Genomic DNA, 18,217 nt, shown 5'->3' with positions numbered 1-18,217 from the left:
TCCCCACCCACCCCCGGGCCGCCGCCCCGCTGGAGGAATCATTCCTCCACGGCGACCCTTCTACCGGAGGGGGCTGACATGCCAGGGAGGGTGAGGCCCGCGCCCGGTGAGGACCTGGCGGGTCCTCCGGCCTCGTGCACTTCGTTCCCGCCACCGAGGGCCGAGAGTGGAGGCAGACACGAGCGCGTGGGCTCGGAGTGACGGGAGGGCATCGGGTGTCCCCGGTCCGTGCGCCCCCTTGATGCGTGGGCGGGACAGGGCTGACCTGGAGAGGGCTGTCGAGGTCGCGGTCCATGAGGAGCCGCGGCTGGGGACGAAGCCCTGACCGCAACGGCGGCTGCGAAGGGCACCTGGCTCCACGTCCACGACGAGGGAGCAAACCTCCGATGCAAGAGCGATTCGCGCCCCGAATCAGTCGCCGAGCCGCGTGCCCAGACAGGCCAGAGCGAGACGTACGGCTCGCCCCTGGGCGTGTCCAGGGACTGCCCTACCCACCCATGGGGCCGCGCCAGGCTCGGCGACTCCGGCCGGGACGGGCGACCTCGTCATGAGAGAAGGGGCGGCGCTGGAACGTGGGTTGAGACACTAGCGCTGCCAGAGCAGGGCCAGCTTCAAGGGCAGGGCCTCGAAGGGCTCGGCGCGGACCTCGGCGTTCCCCGCGTGCTCACCGAGCTTCCGCCAGTCTCCGTCCTGGAGTCGGTAGACCTCCAGCGTCCGGGCGCGCGGGGCCACGAGCCACAGATGCTTCACGCCCTCGCGCGCGTACACGGCCATCTTCTGGTTCCGCTCCAGGGCCTCGGTGGAGGGAGACAGCACCTCGCAGAGCCAGTCCGGCGTGAGCTCCGTACCGGTGACATCCGGCATCTCTGGCATGCGCTCACGGCGCCACCCGGCGATGTCGGGGACCAGGATATTGCCCCCCAGGTGCCGCCAGGGCTTGAAGAGCATCAGCCAACCGCCAGGCCCCTCCCCTCCCTCTTCTTCATCGAACGGGCCGAGCCCTTTGTAGAGCCGGGCGGCTGCGCGGCTGTGGATGAACGCCGGTCTGGGGCTCACATGCAGCTTGCCGTCGATGATTTCCCCGACGACCTCCGGAGGGAGGCGCTCCAGTGCCTCGTAGATGCTCTCCGTCCGGGGTTTGTCGCTCATGTCTCCAGGATGCGGTTCCGCCAGGGTCCCCGCGAGCCGCTCCTCCCCCTCCAGATGGATGTCTTCGCTCATGCGTCCAGCAGGCATCAGACCTCTGACGTCCTTTTATATTCAATGAACTCCGATGGTCTTCCCCGGAAGTGCCCACGCGTGCAACCCTGGCTCCTGCCCTCCGCGGGGTTCAAGTAGCCTTCTGGCGCGCGGAACGGACCGCGCACCTGCTCGCGAGGCACCTCATGCTCCCTGCCCACCTGACTCCGGCACGCATTCCCTTGGGGCATCGGGTTGGCCCATGGTGCGTGTTGGAGCGACGTGGGCTCGGGGCCTACGGTGCGGTGTACCGTGCCATCGGCGCGGAGGCGCCCTCCGGTCCCGTTGCCCTCAAGCTGGCCCTGCATCCTCGGGATGAGCGCTTCTCGCGAGAAGTCGAGCTCCTCTCCCGCATCCGCCACCCTTGCGTCCCTCGCCTCGTGGACCATGGCCTCTGGCAGCCACGCGAGGGGCTCTGCTTCCCGTACCTCGCCATGGAGTGGGTGGACGGCGTGTCGCTCTACGAGTGGGCCTGGCAACACCGGCCCTCCTCCCGGCAGGTGCTCCACGTGCTGGCCCTCCTCGCGCGGGCCCTGGAAGCGACCCATGCCGCTGGCGGCGTGCACCGCGACGTCAAGGGCGACAACATGCTCGTCAGCGACGCGGAGGGCCGGGCCTTCCTCACCGACTTCGGCTCCGGGCACTACCTCGGCGCCGCGACCCTCACCCAGCCGCCGTTCCCTCCAGGCACACCGGCCTACCGTTCCCCGGAGGCGTGGCGCTCCGTGCGGCTCCCCCTTCGTGAGCCCATCGTGCCCTACGCGCCCGGACCGGCGGATGACGTCTTCGCGCTCGGCGTCACCGCCTTCCGGCTCGTCACGGGCGAGTACCCCCACGGCGTGGACCCGGCATCCGGCTCCGGGCACCTTGACGACGTCGGCCCTCCGTCCGCGCGCGGACTCAACCCCCGCTGTCACGAGGAACTGAGTGACTTGACGTCCCGGATGCTCTCCGGGAGCCTCGAGGCCCGTGGCAGTGCCCGCGCACTGGCCGAAGCGCTGGAAGTCGCCGCCCAGGAGGTGGGGCCCGAAGCGGACATGCCCCTCTTCGTCCCGGAGGCTCCTCGTCCCGTGGAAGCCTCCTTCCACAGGCAACTCGTTCCGACAGCACCGGAGCGCTCCATGCGGCCCTGGCGCGTGGCTGCGGGTGCCTTGCTGCTGGGAGTGGGATGGCTGCTCAGCGAGCGCCTCGCGGAGGAGCCCGGTCAGGAGCTCGCCGCGAATTCCGAGGAGGCGAAGGATGGAGGCACCGTCGCTGTCGGCGACTCGGCGCTGACAGCCCTGGAGCCTGCTCCCCAGGCGCCATCCGCATGGTCGACCGTGGCGCTGGACGTGCCGCCGAAGCCCCTCCCGGGGCAGAGGCGGCCGGATGCCAACGGTCGCTGCCCTGGCAGGACGCATGTTCCCATCAATGGCGGCTGCTGGAAAAAGGTGGCTGCGGACCCGAAGGACTGCGACGAAGAGGGCAGCTATTGGCACAAGGGCGCCTGCTACATGCCCGTCTTCCCACCACCGCGCCCTCCCACCTCGAACCCCGCGCGGGGCCCTGACCACCCGTAGCCGCCCCGCGAGCTCCAACGCAGGCACGCGGAGGAGCTTCCCCGGCGGATGCTCGCGTGATGGGCTGAGGGCGTCTCCTACTGGATGCGGACCCGCACGGTGTAGTCCTCGCCCTGCCGCCGGAGGGTGAACGGCAGCTCACGGGCACCCTTCGCGACGGAGTACGCCTGGAGCGCGTTCTCCGGCGTCTTCAGCGCGATGCCCGCCACCTGCATCACCACGTCGCCGTTGCACAGGCCGACCCGTTCGTAGAGCGAGCCCGGCTGGATGGCGAAGAGCTTGAAGCCCACCGCCTCGCCATCCACGAACGCCGGGACGACCCGTGCCGCCGCCCCGTCCTGGGCCGCGAACGCCCGGGTGTACTCGGCGCGGGTGATGACGGCCTCCGCGGGCGGCGGAGCGCAGGGGCGCGCGACGGGGACGGGCTGCCCTGGCGCGTCAGGCTTCGCGGCGGGTGGGCGCTGCTCGACGAAGGCGGTGAGGTCGGCGTCCACTCCCATGCCTCCCCTCGCCGCGTCGGCGCCCAGGGAGATGACCTGGATGCCCCCAGCCACCTCCGTGTCGAACACGAAGGGCATTCCCCACGCGTCGCGCAGGGCTCCCGCGTCCAGTCCCGTCAGGGCCTCGATGCGGTCCGGAGAGCGCTCGTCCGCGGGGACACGCTCGGCGACGGCCTCGGCCACCACTTCGAGGCGCCTGTTCGTCTCGTTGACCCTCATGTGCTCAACCACCCGCAACAGGTTCTCGACGACCAGTGCCTCGGGGTGCGCCTCCCAGAGCGCGCGGACGTCGTCCTGCTGCTTCCGGGTGAGCGCCTCCAGCTTCCGCAGGCCCACCGCGGCGGCGTGCTCTTGCTGGCCCGTCAACGCGCGACGCAGCTGGTCCTTCTTGAACCAGACCACGACACGGGAGGTCAGCGGCGCGCCCTCGGCGAGCACCTCGGTCAGCTCGTCGGCCGCGTCCCCCGCGTGGTGGGAGGACTCGCGCTCCAGCGTCCAGTGCAGGAAGGCCCCCATGAGGCCTCCCGTCTCCAGCGAGTCGAGCCCGATGAGGTCGAAGGTATCGGCGACCTGCGCGATCTCGCCAACCGACACCTTGTCCTCGGGGACGTACCGCAGACAGGGGCCCGTCCCCTGGTGGAAGCGCTCCGCCATCCGCGCATTGGAAGGGCGCGGTGCGAGGCCCCCGTTCTCGGCACGCATGGCGTAACGAAGGGCACCGAGGGCGCCGGTGAGGACCAGCACCGCCGTGACGACGAGGACAAGCTTCCGCATGCCCCGCGTTCTAGTCCGGATACACGTGCAACCGCGAGTCCCCCCGGGCGCCACGAAGGAATGTCAGTCACGCACGGTAAACGACTTTCCGCAGGGGCCAACCCACACGGCGGTACCACACGAGGAGAGGTCAGAAAGTGCGTCACACACGTCTTGCAGTCACGGCGGCATTCGCAGCGTGCGTTTCGGCATCTCTGTCCGGCTGCGGCACCCATGAACAACCGGAACCCGAGGCGCCCCCCGCGGCGGCCTCCAGCGAGGGCATGAGCTGGGAGGAGTTCCTGTCGCGGGTCCACCAGGAGCCCGACACCGGCATCTACATCGCCAACGGGGACGAGTCCTTCACGGACCTGAAGCAGCTGCGCGAGTTCTTCGAGGAGCGCATCCAGCAACGGCCCGTGGACGAGGCGAGGAGCGGGCTGGCGGTGATGCTCCGCAACGGGACCCGCGCCCGATGGAGCGACGCGGAGAAGTTCAACCTCACCTACTGCGTCAGCACCACGTTCGGCTCACGGCACGGCACGGTGGTGGCCGCGATGGCGGATGCCGCCAGGGCCTGGAGCTCGGCCGCGGGGGTGGGCTTCGTCCACCGCGCCGAGTTCGACGGCAACTGCAATGCCGCCCAGAACGGCGTCCTCTTCGACGTCCGGCCCGTGAGCGGCGGCGCGTACCTGGCGCGTGCGTTCTTCCCGGGTGACGCGCGTGCCTCGCGGAACGTGCTGATTGATGGCACGGCCTTCACCAGCTCCACGCCCAACCTGACGCTCACGGGCATCCTCCGCCATGAGCTGGGCCACACGCTGGGCTTCCGCCACGAGCACACCCGTCCCCAGGCGGGCACCTGCCTCGAGGACAACAACTGGGAGGCCCTGACCGGCTACGACTCGGGATCGGTGATGCACTACCCGCAGTGCAACGGAACCGGGAACTGGTCGCTCGTCCTCACCGCCCTGGACATCCAGGGCGCCCAGGCGCTCTACGGCCTTCCGTTGGGTGCATACCTCACGGGAGACTGGAACGGCGATGGGCGCGACAACCTCGCCGTCCGGCGCAACCATTGCGTGAGCATGGACACCAACTTCGACGGCACCGCCGACATCCAGCAGTGCTACGGCAATGGCGATTCGGACCACTACCTTGTCGGAGACTGGAACGGCGATGGGCGCGGCAACCTTGCCGTCCGGCGCGGCCATTGCGTGTACATGGACACCAACTTCGACGGCGCCCCTGAAATCCAGCAGTGCTTTGGCAATGGCGATTCGGACCACTATCTCGTCGGGGATTGGGACGGTGACGGACGCGACAACCTCGCCGTCCGGCGCGGCCTTTGCGTGTATATGGACACCAACTTCGACGGCGCCCCTGAAATCCAGCAGTGCTATGGCAATGGCGATTCGGACCACTACCTCGTCGGGGATTGGGACGGTGACGGACGCGACAACCTCGCCGTCCGGCGCGGCCTTTGCGTGTACATGGACACCAACTTCGACGGCGCCCCTGAAATCCAGCAGTGCTTTGGCAATGGCGATTCGGACCACTACCTCGTCGGAGACTGGAATGGCGATGGGCGCGACAACCTCGCCGTCCGGCGCGGCCAGTGCGTGAGCATGGACACCAACTTCGACGGCATCTCTGAAATCCGGCAGTGCTTCCAGTGAGCTGAACCGGTAGGGAACGTGGGGACGGCCGGAGCGCTCCGAGCTGCATCGAGCGCTTCCGGCCGGCCTCGCGGGAAGTCCTCCCGCGCCTTCCACTACTGCTGCGGCGAGGGCTGCGCGCCCGGCGACGACTCGCCGCTCTCCGGCGCGGCCGGCGCGGTGGGCTGCACCTGCGACGTGGCCTCGATGCGCACCGCCTGCGGCTCACCGCTGGCCTGGTCCGTGCGGTAGGAGGCGCGCACCTGGCTGCCCTCCTGGATGTCGCCCGCGCTGCCCTGGCGCCCGTCGATCATCACCTGCGTCTGGGGGCCAATCTGGAGGCGGAGCTGGGGCTCGCCACGCGAGCTGAGCAGCAGCTCCTGCTCGCTGGACGTCAGCACCTCACCGACAATCTGCTGCTCGGAGCCCTGCTGCTGCTGGCCCTGCGCCTGGGCCTGCTGCTCGGGCTGGGCGGGCTGCGACGGCGGAGGCGCCACGGCCACCGGCTGCTGCGCCTGCTGCTTGAGCTGCTCGGACTGGGCCTGGGCCTGCTGCTGCGTCTGCTGGTTCTGCCGCGACAGCTCCTCGGCCTGCTTGCGCTGGGCCTCCAGCGCGTTGGTCTGGGCCTGCTGGGCCTCCTGCTGGGCCTGGACCGTCTGCTGCTGGGCGGACTGCTGCGCCTGCTGGGCCTGCTGCGACTCCTGGCTCGCGCGGGCCTGGGCCTCCTGCAGGTCCTGCTGTTTCTGCTGGAGCTCCTGCTGGGCGCTGGCAGCTTCCTTCTGCTGCTCGCTGGCCTGCTCCTGCGCCTGGCGGGCATTGTCGAAAGCGCTCTCCGAACGCTGCTGGGCCTGCTCCACCTGGTCGCTGGCGGAGGCCTGCCCGCTGGTCTGCTGCGATGACGTCCGGCTGCGCTCCTCGCAACCCGTACCCAGCACCAACGCGGCCGCTCCGGCCATCAACCACCCTGCGCGGAATTTCATGGCTCTCTCCTGTCGAGGACGTGACATCGGAAAGATGGCGAGGCACTTCCCGGCGCCAACCCACACCAGACGCGAGCGCCCGCCGCCTCGCCCGGTCACCTTCGGGCGGCTCCCACCGGAAGGCGCTACCCTTGGAGGGGATTTGGAGCTAAGGGGCGCACCCCCATGCGTGCCTGCGGACTCGACTTCGGAACCAGCAACACCGCCGCGGCGCTGCCCGACGGCACGGTGCTGCCCCTGCAGCCCCATACCCAGGAGCCGCGCCTCTTCCGCTCCGTCCTCTTCTTCCCGGACGACGAGCCGGAAATCTTCGCGGGCGCGGACGCCATCCAGCGCTACCTCGAGGACAACACCGGACGCTTCATCCAGTCCGTGAAGTCCTTCCTCCACTCCCGGGGCTTCCGCGCCACGCAGGTGAAGGGCCGCACGTACACCATCGAGGAGCTGGTCGCCATCCTCCTGCGCCGCGTGCGCGACGCCGCTGGCGCGCACATGGGCGAGGCGCCGGAGGCCGTCATCCTCGGCCGCCCCGCCGTCTTCACGCCGGACCCGGAGGCGGACGCCCTGGCCCAGCAGCGCCTGCTGCGCGCCGCGGAGATCGCCGGCTTCAAGCACGTGCAGTTCCTCATCGAGCCCATCGCCGCGGCGCTCGCCTATGAGGCCCAGCTGAAGCGCGACGAGCTGGTGCTGGTGGCGGACTTCGGCGCCGGCACCACGGACCTGACGCTCATGCGGCTGGGGCCGTCACGCCGCGAGAAGCAGGACCGGCGCGAGGACGTGGTGGGCTCCACGGGTGTGCGCATCGGTGGTGACCGCTTCGACGCGGAAATCATGCGCCACAAGCTGCTGCCCCGCTTCGGCGCCGGCTCCACGTACCGGGTGCGCGGCTTCAGCGACAAGCGGCTGCCCATTCCGCAGCACGTCCTCGCCAAGCTCCTCTCCTGGCACGAGATGTCCTTCATCCGGGAGAAGTCCACGCAGGAGCTGCTGGAGACGATGCTCGACACGAGCGACCGCAAGGCGGAAATCCAGGCGCTCTACGACCTCGTCATGGACAACCTGGGCTACCGCCTCTTCCGCGCCATCGAGGCGGCCAAGGTGCAGCTGTCCAAGGTCGAGCAGACCACGCTGGACTTCGAGGAGGCACGCATCAGCCTCCACGAGCCCATCACCCGCGCCGAGTTCGAGGAGTTCAGCAAGCCGCTGCTCGACGAGCTGGAGCAGTGCACGGAAGGGCTGCTCGCCCGTCATCCCGAGGCGGAGCACATCGACGCGGTGTTCCTCACGGGCGGCTCGTCGCAGATTCCCGCGGTGCGCCAGCTCTACGTGCGCCGCTTCGGCGAGGAGCGCGTGCGCACCGCGGATGCCTTCACCTCCGTGGCCGAGGGCCTCGGGCGCGCGTCGGCGCACCTGAAGGTCTGAGCCGGCACCGGGCCCGCGCGCCGCACCGAAGCGCGGGTCCGGCCCATCCGCTTCCTACGGGCCCACGTCGACGGTGCGGCTCAGCCACCCCACCCCACCGCGTCCGTCGCGCGCCACCACCCAGAAGGTGATGCGCGCGGGCGCGCCGGGCGTCTCGTACTTCGACGTCGGGTCTCCCGGCCTTCCGTCCACCGGCTCCAGCGAGCGGAACTCCTTCACCTCGCCCTCGCCGGTGGCGAACCAGCTGTAGAAGACCTGCTCGGTGCGGGAGCCCTCGTCGGTTTCGTAGACCTCGGCGCTGCCCTCCGCCAGCACCGGTTGAAACGTCACCTCCCGCGAGAGCGGCAGCGGCCCCACCAACGACGTGCCCTCCCACAAGATGTCCGACACCGCCGGGTTCTGGTTGGGCACGGCCGCGGACCGCAGCAGCATGCGGCGCACGCCGCGCTCGGTGCCCTCGGGTGTGCCGGTGCCGTCCGAGGCCTCGTAGCCGATGAAGAGGGGCACGCCCTCCTCCAGCGCCTCCAGCAGCTCCGGGTCGCTCGGGTCCGGAGAGCCTCCGGGGTTGCTGGCCTGGAGGGCCTCGGCCAGCACCGCCTGCACGTTGGGGTCCTCGAGCGACAGCACGCCCTCCGGCAGCGGCACGCCATTCTCGCCGGGGCACTGGCCGTCGTACGGGTTGCCGGTGAAGCGGCACAGCGCATAGGTGACGGTGACGGGGCGCTCGTCCGCCGTCACCGCGAGCGCTTCGAATGTCACCGGCCCGGGCGGCGTGGTGGCATTGGGGTCCAGCAGCAATTCCGCGGGCTCGGCCCGGATGGCGAGCACGCGCACGCGGCGGATTTCACTCTGCTGCTCGAAGTCGGGGCCACACGCGGCCAGCAGCACGGCCAGGGTGGCGACGAGGACGGGCGGGCGCATGTCAGAATCTCCCCGTGGCGCCGAGAATCGGGAGGATGGGCAGCCCCTCGAAGAAGGCGCTCTCGGAGTAGTTGTAGTTGTAGGCGATGCCCTCCACCGCCGGGTTGTTGTACGCGTTCGTCAGGTCCAGGTAGACGTCGAGCGTCCACCGCTCGAACACGAAGTTCTTGTCCACGCGGATGTCGAGCTGGTTGAACGACGGCAGCCGCTGCGAGTTCACCGCCCCGTAGAGGGGAACGAAGACGTCCGTCACGTCGTCGCGCACGGCGCCAATCACCGGCGTGGTGGGGTTGCCGGACGCGAAGCGCAGGCGCGCCCCCACCTCCCAGCCCGCTGGCAGCTTGTACGAGGCAATCGCCGTCAGCACGTGCGTCTGGTCGTTGTCGAACAGGCGCCACGCCGACTCCGGCGTGTCCCGGCGCTCGCTGCGGCTGAGCGTGTAGGAAACCCAGCCGAAGAACCGCTCCGTCAGCGCGCGGCGCACCAGCAGCTCGAAGCCGTAGATGCGGCCCACCCCGCCATTGCGGAGCCGCTCCGGAACCGATTCACCGTCGCGCTCCACCGTGCGGTCCGAGCGGACGACGAGGTCGTCCAGGGCGTTGTAGAAGACCTCGCCGCTGACGAACCACTCGGGCCGCGCCTGCCACTCCGCGCCCACGCCGTACTGGAGCGAGCGCTTCGCGCGCAGGTCCGGGTTGCCGAAGGCGAGGCTCGGCTCATCCTGAATCGGCGGGCCGTGGTAGACGCCCGCGCCGCCCTTGAGCGTCACCGTCTCCGTGAGCCCGTAGCGCACCGCCAGGCGCGGGTTGAGCGTGCGCCGGGGGCTCTCCTGGTCCGTGAAGACGTAGCTCTCCGCGCGCAGGCCGGGCACCACCAGCAGCCGCGGGATGGGTCGCCAGCGCAGCTCCACCCAGGTGGACGGGAAGTACTGGAGGAAGTCGCCGTCGGTGGTGATGAGCTCGTCGGTGACGGTGGGAGTGGGCGGCTCGCCCTCGCGAGGCGGGGACTGCACCTGCGCGGAGACGCGCGCGAAGGCACTCACCACGTCGATGCCGCCCGCCAGGGTGAGCGGGGCGCCCAAGGCATACTCGGCGGTGGCGCGCAGCTCCAGGTCCGTGGACGCGATGCGCAGGTTGCGGTCGCCGATGGCGAACTCGATGAGCGTGTTGCCCACCAGCGCCTGCGTGTCCAGCGTGAGCGCCTCCGCGCGGTACTGGTGCCGCAACCGGAGCTGGTTGAAGCCGGTGGTGACGTCCAGGTTGCCGTTGACCGTGGGGTCGTTGTCCGCGGGCCGGTCGAAGACGAGCCCCAGCCTGTCCCGTGACGTGAGCCCCTGCAGCGTGAAGGTGTGCCGGGCCCGCGGCTTCCACACCAGCTTGAGCTGCGCGTCGTAGTAGCGCGGCGCCACCTGGAGACTGGGCCCGTCGTCGCCCTCCGGCACCAGCCCCAGCACCAGGTCGATGTACGAGCGCCGGCCGCCCACCGCGAAGCCCAGCGTCTCCGTTATCGGCCCCTCGATGACCGCGTTGGACTCGATGAGGCTGATGCCCACCGTGCCATGGATGCGGTCCATGCGCGGCTCGCGGCTGCGCACGTTGATGACGCCGCCGGTGATGTTGCCGTAGTACGCGGAGAAGTTGCCGGGCAGGTAGTCCACCGCCTCCAGCAGCTCCGAGTTGTAGACGGAGGTCAGCCCGCCGAAGTGGTACAGCAGGGGAATGCGCTGGCCGTCCAGGAAGACACCGGACTCCTGCGGGCTGGTGCCGCGGATGATGAGCTGGCCGCCGTTGAAGGCCGGCCGCGCCACGCCGGGCAGGTTCTGCACCACCTTCAGCGTGTCGCCCTGCGTGCCGGGGATGCGCTGCACCTCGGCGACCTGGATGGTGGTCTGCGTCACCTCCTTGCGCTCGCGGTCGCTGCGCACCACCGTCTCGTACGGGCTGAAGATGCGTCGCTGCACGTAGTACGTGGCGCGCGTCTCCTGCCCTTCCGAAATCGTCTCCCGCGTGCGGAAGCGGTCGTACCCGCCCTGGACGACGAGCACCTCGTGCGCGCCCACGGGCACGCCCCGGAAGGTGAAGCGGCCTTCCGCGTCCGTGACGGCGGACCGGTCCAGCTCCGGCAGCACCACCTCCGCGCCGTTGAGCGGCTTTCGCGTGCCGCGCTCCAGCGCCTGCCCGCTGAAGTTCACCGGCGCCTCGGGCTCGGCGGTGCCACCGTCCGCGTCCGTGGGCGGCGGGGCCGGGCGGAAGACGAACTGGTACGCGTACTGGATGCGCACCGGAGCGGGCACGCCGTCCACCTCGGCGGGCTCGAACTCGAACTGCTTCACCGCCTCCACCGCCGCCTCGTCGAAGCCGTGGCCGGCGGGCTGGGTGATTTCGACATTCGTGACGGTGCCCGTCTCCGAGATGTCGATGAACATCATCACCGTGCCCTCGAGCTGCCGGGCGGCGGCCTCCGGTGGGTAGGCGGCCTCCACCTGGCGCTTGAGGGCGGGCGGCTTCGTGAGCACGCCGGTGGGGACGCCGGCATCGGCTGTGCCGGCGTCGTCCGGAACCGGAGCCTGGGCCATCGCCCCGGTGACGACGAGGAGGCAGACGACGGAAACGAACGTTTTCATGAGGGGTGTGGGAGGACTCCCGCGCCCCTCGTAACCGCCTCACTACTTGGGCGCGAGCACGATTTCGATGCGCCGGTTGAGGCTGCGGTTCTCCGGCGAATCGTTGGGGGCAATCGGCTGGTACTGGCCATAACCCGCCGCCGACAGGGCCGTGGGGTCCACGCCAGCGTCCTGAAGCGAACGCACCACCGCCATGGCGCGCGCCAGGCTCAGCTCCCAGTTGGTGGGGAACTGGCCGCCGCCGGTGGGCACGTCGTCCGTGTGGCCCTCCACGCGGATGATCTTCCCCTGCACCGTCTTCAGCGCGTCGGCGATCTTCGCCAGCGCCGCCTCGCCCTCCTTGCCCACGCGCGCCGAGCCGGAGGCGAAGAGAATCTTGTCCTTGAGCTGCACCGTCATCCGGCCCTTCAGCTCGGACAGCTCAATCTTGCCCTCGGAAATCTCCTGCTTGAGGCTCTGGGCGAGGTTCTCGTACTCGGAGCTCTTCTTCTCCAGCTCCTCCTTCGCCTGGGCCAGCTTCTTGGTGTTGCGCGCCAGCTCCTCGTTGAGGGCCTGGAGCTGCGCGTTCTGCTCCTCCAGGGCCCGGCGCTCGGCGGCGTTGGCCGTCAGCCGCGACTCCGAGGTGGTGAGCCGCGCGTTGAGCGCGTCGCGCTCCTGCGTCAGCTGGGCCACCTGCGCCTCCAGCGCCTTGACCTTCTCCTCCGCGGCCGAGCGCGCGCTCTTCTCGTCAGTGAGCCCCTTGGCGAGCTGCTCCGCCTCCTGGGCCTTCGCGTTGAACTTCCCCGATGAAACGCACCCCGTGGAGAGCGCGACGAGAGCCGCCAGAACCAGCCGTGTCCGCATGTGTACGTGTCCTCCCGACAGCAAACAGTGGGCCGCCAGACTACCGCCAGTAGCGGCCCGGGTCAGGAAGAACCTCTACACCATTTTGAACACAAACGACTCCCCGCCGGCAGGGCGTGCGGCCAGCGTCAGCGGGGGAAGATGGGGTTGGCCTCGAGCCACACGGAGAAGAGGGCGTCGGCGAAGTTCTTGCCGGGGATGAAGGCGCCGCCGCTGGCGCCACCGGCGATCTCCAGGCCGGCGCCGGGCATGTAGGTGATGACGAGGTCCTCGCCCTTCTGGACGTCCTTGAGGGAGGCCAGCATCACCTGGAGCTGGTCGGCCATGGGGCCCTGGCGCAGGTCCGGGTTCTTCTGGAGGCCGGCGCGCAGGCTGCCCACGAGCTGGTCTCTGCTGATGTTGCGCAGGAAGCGGAAGTGGAGCCGCTTGACGGAGTTGGAGGCGATGGCCTCGGTCGCGCTGCGGGGCTGCTCCTCCAGGTAGAGGCTCCAGACGTAGACCTTGAAGAACAGCCGCTTGTGCAGCTGCATGTGCGCGAGCGCGATGGTGCGCCCCTGCAGCGTCAACGAGTCCGGCATGTTGACGCCGCCCACCTGCTTCTGCCCCGCCTGGGCCGAGCCCACGGCGAGCACCAGCCCGAGCACGAGCCACCGTGCTCCCGTGCGCCACACGTGATTCCTCATCCCCGAACCCCTCTCCATCCGGTGCCGGGTACGGTGCGCATGGGGGCTTCGGACCGCCACCGCCCGGAGGCGCGAGGCTGTGTGGCAGTCGACGGCGATGACAGGTGGTGAAGCGTGGCACACCTCCCGTGCCAGAAGTCGTTGGACGGCCAAGCATTGGTAGCACGAGATGGCGACATCCCGGTCAACTCCCTGCAACGACACGGGTTTGGGGCGCGGGGAGCCTGTCGTGACGTTGAAAAGCTCCAGCGCCCTGGGGGAGAAGGCGCCCCACGGCGGCCAGGCGAGCGCGCTTCCCGCGCCGGGGCCGCCGCTCCCCGGGAGAAGGAATGCTTCGCACGTCACTGGTACTCACCCTGGCGCTGGCCCTGGCCTGCGCGAAGGGCGAGGAGCCCGCGCCCCCCACACCGGCCCCTGACACGGCCGCGACTCGCACCCCTGCGCGCCCCGAGGTGGCGCCGCTGAAGGAGAAGGTGCTCCAGCTCAACACCCGGCTGCGGCGCGTGGGCATGCGGCCCGGCGCGGACGTGTCGCCGCTGCTGGCCGAGCGCGCCGAGGCCCTGGCGTCGCTGATGGCGGTGGACGCGGACGCCGCGCTCGCGCTGGCCCTGCCGGAGTCGATGCGCGAGCGGCTCGTCCGGGCGAACCCCGGCGCCGCGAAGCACCTGGAGACGCACGGCACGCTGGAGGGTGAGGCGGAGGTCATCGTCGTGGACGGCCCGGACCTGAAGGAGGTCCGCACGGACGTCTTCGTGCGCGTGAAGGGCGAGCGGCTCCAGGTGGACTTCCCGGGCGGTGTCCCGGCGGAGCTGCGCGGCGGCCAGCGCCTGCGCGTGCGCGGCCTCAAGCTGGGCGCGCGGGTGGCGGCCGAGGCCGCGGAGGTGGTGCCGGTGCCCTCGGCGCTCTCCGCGACGGCGGAGTGCAGCGCCACGGGGGACCAGCGCACCATCGTCATCCTGGCCACCTTCCCCGGGCAGCCGCAGACGCTCACCGAGGAGCAGGTGCGCGAAATCTTCTTCTCCTCCACGCAGCGCTCGCTGACGCGCTTCTGGCACGAGGCGTCGCAGGGCCGCACCACCGCCAGCGGCGACGTGGTGGGCTGGTACACGCTGGACCGCACGTACTCGTGCGACGAGACGGAGGCCATGCGCGTCGCGGCGATGGCAGCGGCGGACGCGGACGTGGACTTCCGGCAGTACGACCGGGTCTTCATCGTCCACCCGGTGCCGGCGGGCATGGGCTGCTACTACTCGGGGCTGGGCACGCTGGCGTGCAACACGCAGCAGACGCAGGACGGCGACATCATCGCCTCCACGTCGTGGCTGGTCTCGAACTACCTCATCAACAACGACACGGGCGTGGAGCTGGTCACCCACGAGGCCGGCCACAACCTGTCGCTGCACCACGCCAGCTCGCGTGGCTTCGACGCGGAAGTCCTGGGTCCCCCGGGCACGTACGGCATCCTCACCGAGTACGGCGACTGGTTCTCCACCATGGGGAACTGGAACCTGGGCCACTACGCCGCGCCCCACAAGACGCGCCTGGGCTGGCTGGAGCCCTCCGCCGTGGCCACGGTGGACGGCACGAACGGCACCTTCACGCTGTCCCCCCTCTCCGCCCCGCTGGGCAGCGGTCTGCAGGCGCTGAAGGTGCGGCGCGGCTTCCACGGCGAGGGCTGGCTGTGGCTGGAGGCACGGCGCGCGGTCGGTGACTACGACGTCACCCTGCCCCCGGAGGCGCTCGACGGCGCGCTCGTCCACTACGAGGACACGTACACGGACACGTACACGCACCTCCTGGACTTCACGCCGGAGACGGGCTCCTTCTGGGACGCGGCCTTCCTGCCCGGCACGTCGTGGACGGACCCGTACACCAACCTGCGGCTGTCGGTGGACGCCGCCACGCCCGCGGGCGTCACCGTGAGCGTCCACTACGAGCCGGTGCCGTGCGTGCGCGCGCCGCCCACCGTGGAGTTCGACACCTGGTTCGAGTACGCCGTGCCGGGCTGGCAGGTGGAGAGTGGCCTCACCGTCACCAACAACGACTCGGTGGGCTGCGACGTGTCCACGTTCGGCTTCCAGTCCGCGCTGCCGCAGGGCTGGCCCACGAGCAACCTGCCCGAGAGCATCACCCTGGCTCCCGGCCAGCGCCGCTTCCTCTACTTCTCCAAGCAGGTGCCGGAGGCTACGCCGTACGCCACGTACACGGTGGACGCCACCGTCATGCGCGGCGATGAGGCCGTGCACGTCACGGACGTACTGGACGTGATTGCGCCGTGCCAGAAGGCGCCGCTCGAGGTGCGCTTCGACCGGCAGTCGCAGGTCGTCACGGCGGGGGGCACCGCCGCGTTCGGCATCACGCTCGTCAGCCACGACTCGCGCGCGTGCGGATATGCGTACTTCGAGCCGGCCTCCACGCTGCCCGAGGGCTGGACCACCGAGTATGACCGGTTCGGCTTCGACATCGAGGCGGGGGGCTCGTTCTCGTTCACGATGTACAAGGCGGTGCCGGTGGACGCGGTGGGGACGTACCCGGTGGACATCCAGTTGCTCCGGGAGGGCTACGTGGTGGAGGCCACCGCCACGGCGTCGGTCACGGTGGATTCGTGCGTGCGCGCTCCGCCCTCGTTCACCGCGCTGCCGGCCATCGTCGACGTGGAGCCGGGCGGCACGGTGAGCTACACGCTGTCGCTCACCAACCACGACGCGCCCTCGTGCGCTCCGGCCTCGTTCGACGTGAGCGCCATCGGGCCGGACCTCTGGACGGTGGCCCTGTCCTCGCCGGTGCTCACCGTGGCGCCGGGAGCGACGGTGACCGCGACGCTGAACGTCACCGCACCCAATCCGGTGACGGCGGGCAGCCGCTTCTTCGAGGTCGCCGTGCTGCGCGGCGGCGCGTACGTGCACGGCGCGGAGCTGGAGGCGCGCGTCGTGTGCCGGCACAACGCCCCCGTGGTGGGCTTCACTCCGGCGGTGGGCAACGTGCAGGCAGGAAAGCCGGTGACGTTCACCATGACGGTGACGAACACCGACAACCCGGCGTGTGACGCGGGCAGCTTCTCGGTGGGCGCCACGGTGCCCTCGGGGTGGACGTACAACTTCTCGCAGGCGTCGCTCTCGCTGGCGCCCGGCGCGAGCGGCTCGGTGGGCCTCACCGTCACCCCGCCGGAGACGACGGCCGCGGGCCGGTACGCGTTGAGCGCCCTCGCCTCGCACGCGGGCGCGGGCTCCACCACCGGTACCTTCGCGGTGGACGTCACTCCGCCGCCGCTGAAGGCCGTGCTGTCCGTGCCGGCCTCCAGCTACAGGCGCAACAGCGTGGTGCCGCTCACCACCCTGGTGGCGCGCGGCTCCCGCCCCGCGCAGGCCAGCGTGCGCTTCAGCGTCGTCCGGCCGGATGGAGTGACGGAGACGTTCACCGTGGCCACCGACGCCACGGGCAAGGCGACGTGGAGCTACACGGCGCGCGTGCGCGGTACCCACCGCGTCACCGCCACGGCTACGGCGGGCACGGAGTCGGTTGCCAGCAACACCGTGAGTTTCTCCGTGTCGTGAGGTGACGGCGGTAGCGGGCCCAGCAATCCCACCGGGTTGCTGGGCTCTTCGCCTCGCGCCGCCAGCGCTACGGATTGAAGAGCTTCGACGCGTCGACGTAGGCGCTGTACTCGGCGAGCTTGTCCCCCTCGAAGCGGGAGATGGTCGCCCACGGCACGGTGAGCTTGCTGCCATCCTTGCGCACGTAGGTCACGAACCCATTGGCGAAGGCGCGGTCACCCAGCGTCCAGCAGTTCTCGAACTGGTGGCTGATGCCACCAATCGCCCCGAAGAACCCGCGGATGAAGTCCTCGATGCGGCCCCGGCCGGCGACCGGCTCGTTGTTTCCGAAGCGGAAGACGCCCCCCTCGGTGAAGCATGCCGCGAAACCGCGCGCGTCGAGCGCATCCACATGCGCGAACATCTCGTCGAAGAATCCCCTGTGTTCCATGGCCATATCCCCTGAGTGACAGCACACTCGCTCGAGCGCGGTGTGCAGCTCTTCGAATCAGACGGTGATGCCAACAGAACGGGGCCCGCGCGAGATCTTCCCGACGCGGGTCCGTTCATTCCAGATGTGAGGCGTGCCCCACTCCCCACCCGGAACACGCAACCCAAGCCTTTCTGCTTAAGCTTGATTTTCTATTATTACCCGCTACAATCGTTTTGCTGAATCGCTGAACCAGACCAAGCGGGGGCTGACATGTCGAATCTCGGGTTTGCAGGCGCAGTGTTCCTCGGCGCGGCAGTCGCAATGGTGACGGCAGGCTGCGGTGCCGGGCCTGGTGATGAGGGCGAATCCCCAGAGGTTCAGGAGGGATTGACTGACTCGCTCGCCAGCCAGGAGCAGTCCGCGGCCGGGGACACGGCAAACGTCTGCTATAGCAACCTGACGCCATCAGGATGGGTGGACGTCCAGTGGTGGAACAGCGCCGCTTGTGGCAGCACGTTCGTCCCCAACACGAAGCAGATAAAGCAGCTCACCGGCTACCCGGTTGGGACGAGGGTCAACGCCTGCGCATCCACGTACCCGCCCTCCGGATGGACGATCACCAGTTCGTACTACAGCAGCAGCTGCCAGTACTCAGCGGTGCCCAGCCTCAACAACAATAGCTGGACGCTGGTCCGCTCGTTCTAGGTGATTCCCGTATCGGGCATTCCTGCTGCTCGAAGCCCCTGGGAGAGGCCCCTCCCGGTGCCTGGAAATCTGGCGCCGGGGGGGCGACCTGCCCCACTCCCGGCGCCCCACCGCTCGAAGCACCGAGGGGAGGGTCTGGATGAACGCGAGCCTCACCCCTCGCGCAGCACGCGTCCCGGGTCCACCCGCGCCGCGCGCCACGCGGGCACGAGGCTCGCGAGCAGCGCCACCACCGCGAGCACCCCGGACGCACCGAGCAGCGTGAGCGGGTCCGAGGTGCCCACGCCGAAGACGAGCCCCGACAGGACGCGCCCCGCCGCCAGGCCGAGCACGAGCCCGGCCGCGATGCCCGCCCCCGCGAGCAC

The 18,217-nt window shown here is 70.0% G+C and carries 14 protein-coding genes; 5 read left to right on the top strand and 9 right to left on the bottom strand.

The features are described from left to right. Window positions 1-585 precede the first annotated feature (585 nt). On the bottom strand, window positions 586-1,149 hold the full coding sequence (locus HG543_RS38070) for a Uma2 family endonuclease (protein WP_169349838.1): 564 nt from the start codon (window positions 1,147-1,149) through the stop codon (window positions 586-588). Window positions 1,150-1,448: 299 nt separating this feature from the next. Between HG543_RS38070 and HG543_RS38065 the strand changes: the two genes are divergently transcribed. After that, window positions 1,449-2,798 carry a serine/threonine-protein kinase gene (locus HG543_RS38065; RefSeq protein ID WP_343073536.1) on the top strand — a complete coding sequence of 450 codons (1,350 nt, stop codon included), beginning with the start codon at window positions 1,449-1,451 and terminating at the stop codon, window positions 2,796-2,798. A gap of 77 nt (window positions 2,799-2,875) precedes the next feature. Here the strand turns inward: HG543_RS38065 and HG543_RS38060 are convergent, their stop codons facing one another. Further along, window positions 2,876-4,072 carry a type II secretion system protein GspG gene (locus HG543_RS38060; RefSeq protein ID WP_169349836.1) on the bottom strand — a complete coding sequence of 399 codons (1,197 nt, stop codon included), beginning with the start codon at window positions 4,070-4,072 and terminating at the stop codon, window positions 2,876-2,878. Window positions 4,073-4,335: 263 nt separating this feature from the next. Between HG543_RS38060 and HG543_RS38055 the strand changes: the two genes are divergently transcribed. Continuing rightward, window positions 4,336-5,730: a matrixin family metalloprotease gene (locus HG543_RS38055; RefSeq protein ID WP_169349835.1), complete on the top strand. Its 1,395-nt coding sequence runs from the start codon at window positions 4,336-4,338 to the stop codon at window positions 5,728-5,730. A gap of 95 nt (window positions 5,731-5,825) precedes the next feature. Here the strand turns inward: HG543_RS38055 and HG543_RS55795 are convergent, their stop codons facing one another. After that, a complete protein-coding gene (locus HG543_RS55795) occupies window positions 5,826-6,689 on the bottom strand; it encodes a hypothetical protein (RefSeq protein WP_246357581.1) in 864 nt (287 codons plus the stop codon). Between the two features lie 165 nt (window positions 6,690-6,854). Between HG543_RS55795 and HG543_RS38045 the strand changes: the two genes are divergently transcribed. Then, entirely contained in the window at window positions 6,855-8,111 is a 1,257-nt protein-coding gene (locus HG543_RS38045) for an Hsp70 family protein (protein WP_169349834.1), read from the top strand. A gap of 54 nt (window positions 8,112-8,165) precedes the next feature. Here HG543_RS38045 and HG543_RS38040 read toward each other — a convergent pair whose 3' ends face one another. The 4 genes from HG543_RS38040 to HG543_RS38025 all read right to left on the bottom strand — a co-directional run bounded on the left by HG543_RS38040 (window position 8,166) and on the right by HG543_RS38025 (window position 13,181). Continuing rightward, window positions 8,166-9,032: a hypothetical protein gene (locus HG543_RS38040; protein WP_169349833.1), complete on the bottom strand. Its 867-nt coding sequence runs from the start codon at window positions 9,030-9,032 to the stop codon at window positions 8,166-8,168. Between the two features lies 1 nt (window position 9,033). Continuing rightward, complete coding sequence (locus HG543_RS38035; RefSeq protein ID WP_169349832.1) at window positions 9,034-11,655, bottom strand: TonB-dependent receptor domain-containing protein; 2,622 nt, start codon at window positions 11,653-11,655, stop codon at window positions 9,034-9,036. A 42-nt stretch (window positions 11,656-11,697) separates the two neighbouring features. Next, the gene (locus HG543_RS38030; RefSeq protein ID WP_169349831.1) at window positions 11,698-12,498 is read right to left on the bottom strand and encodes an OmpA/MotB family protein; all 801 of its coding nucleotides are present in this window, start codon (window positions 12,496-12,498) and stop codon (window positions 11,698-11,700) included. A 128-nt stretch (window positions 12,499-12,626) separates the two neighbouring features. Further along, entirely contained in the window at window positions 12,627-13,181 is a 555-nt protein-coding gene (locus tag HG543_RS38025) for a chalcone isomerase family protein (RefSeq protein WP_169349830.1), read from the bottom strand. Window positions 13,182-13,510: 329 nt separating this feature from the next. Between HG543_RS38025 and HG543_RS38020 the strand changes: the two genes are divergently transcribed. Further along, a complete protein-coding gene (locus tag HG543_RS38020; RefSeq protein WP_169349829.1) occupies window positions 13,511-16,735 on the top strand; it encodes an NEW3 domain-containing protein in 3,225 nt (1,074 codons plus the stop codon). A gap of 67 nt (window positions 16,736-16,802) precedes the next feature. Here the strand turns inward: HG543_RS38020 and HG543_RS38015 are convergent, their stop codons facing one another. Next, window positions 16,803-17,165 carry a nuclear transport factor 2 family protein gene (locus HG543_RS38015; protein ID WP_169349828.1) on the bottom strand — a complete coding sequence of 121 codons (363 nt, stop codon included), beginning with the start codon at window positions 17,163-17,165 and terminating at the stop codon, window positions 16,803-16,805. Window positions 17,166-17,417: 252 nt separating this feature from the next. On the opposite strand from HG543_RS38015, the gene HG543_RS38010 reads away from it, so the two are divergent. After that, on the top strand, window positions 17,418-17,852 hold the full coding sequence (locus tag HG543_RS38010) for a hypothetical protein (RefSeq protein WP_169349827.1): 435 nt from the start codon (window positions 17,418-17,420) through the stop codon (window positions 17,850-17,852). A 152-nt stretch (window positions 17,853-18,004) separates the two neighbouring features. Here the strand turns inward: HG543_RS38010 and HG543_RS38005 are convergent. Further along, window positions 18,005-18,217 (bottom strand): hypothetical protein (locus tag HG543_RS38005; protein WP_169349826.1); only part of this gene is annotated, 213 nt, incomplete at its 5' end.

This window comes from Pyxidicoccus fallax, assembly GCF_012933655.1.
Lineage (GTDB): Bacteria > Myxococcota > Myxococcia > Myxococcales > Myxococcaceae > Myxococcus > Myxococcus fallax.
The sequence above is the reverse complement of the archived record's forward strand: the minus strand, read 5'-3'. Positions and strand labels throughout refer to the sequence as shown.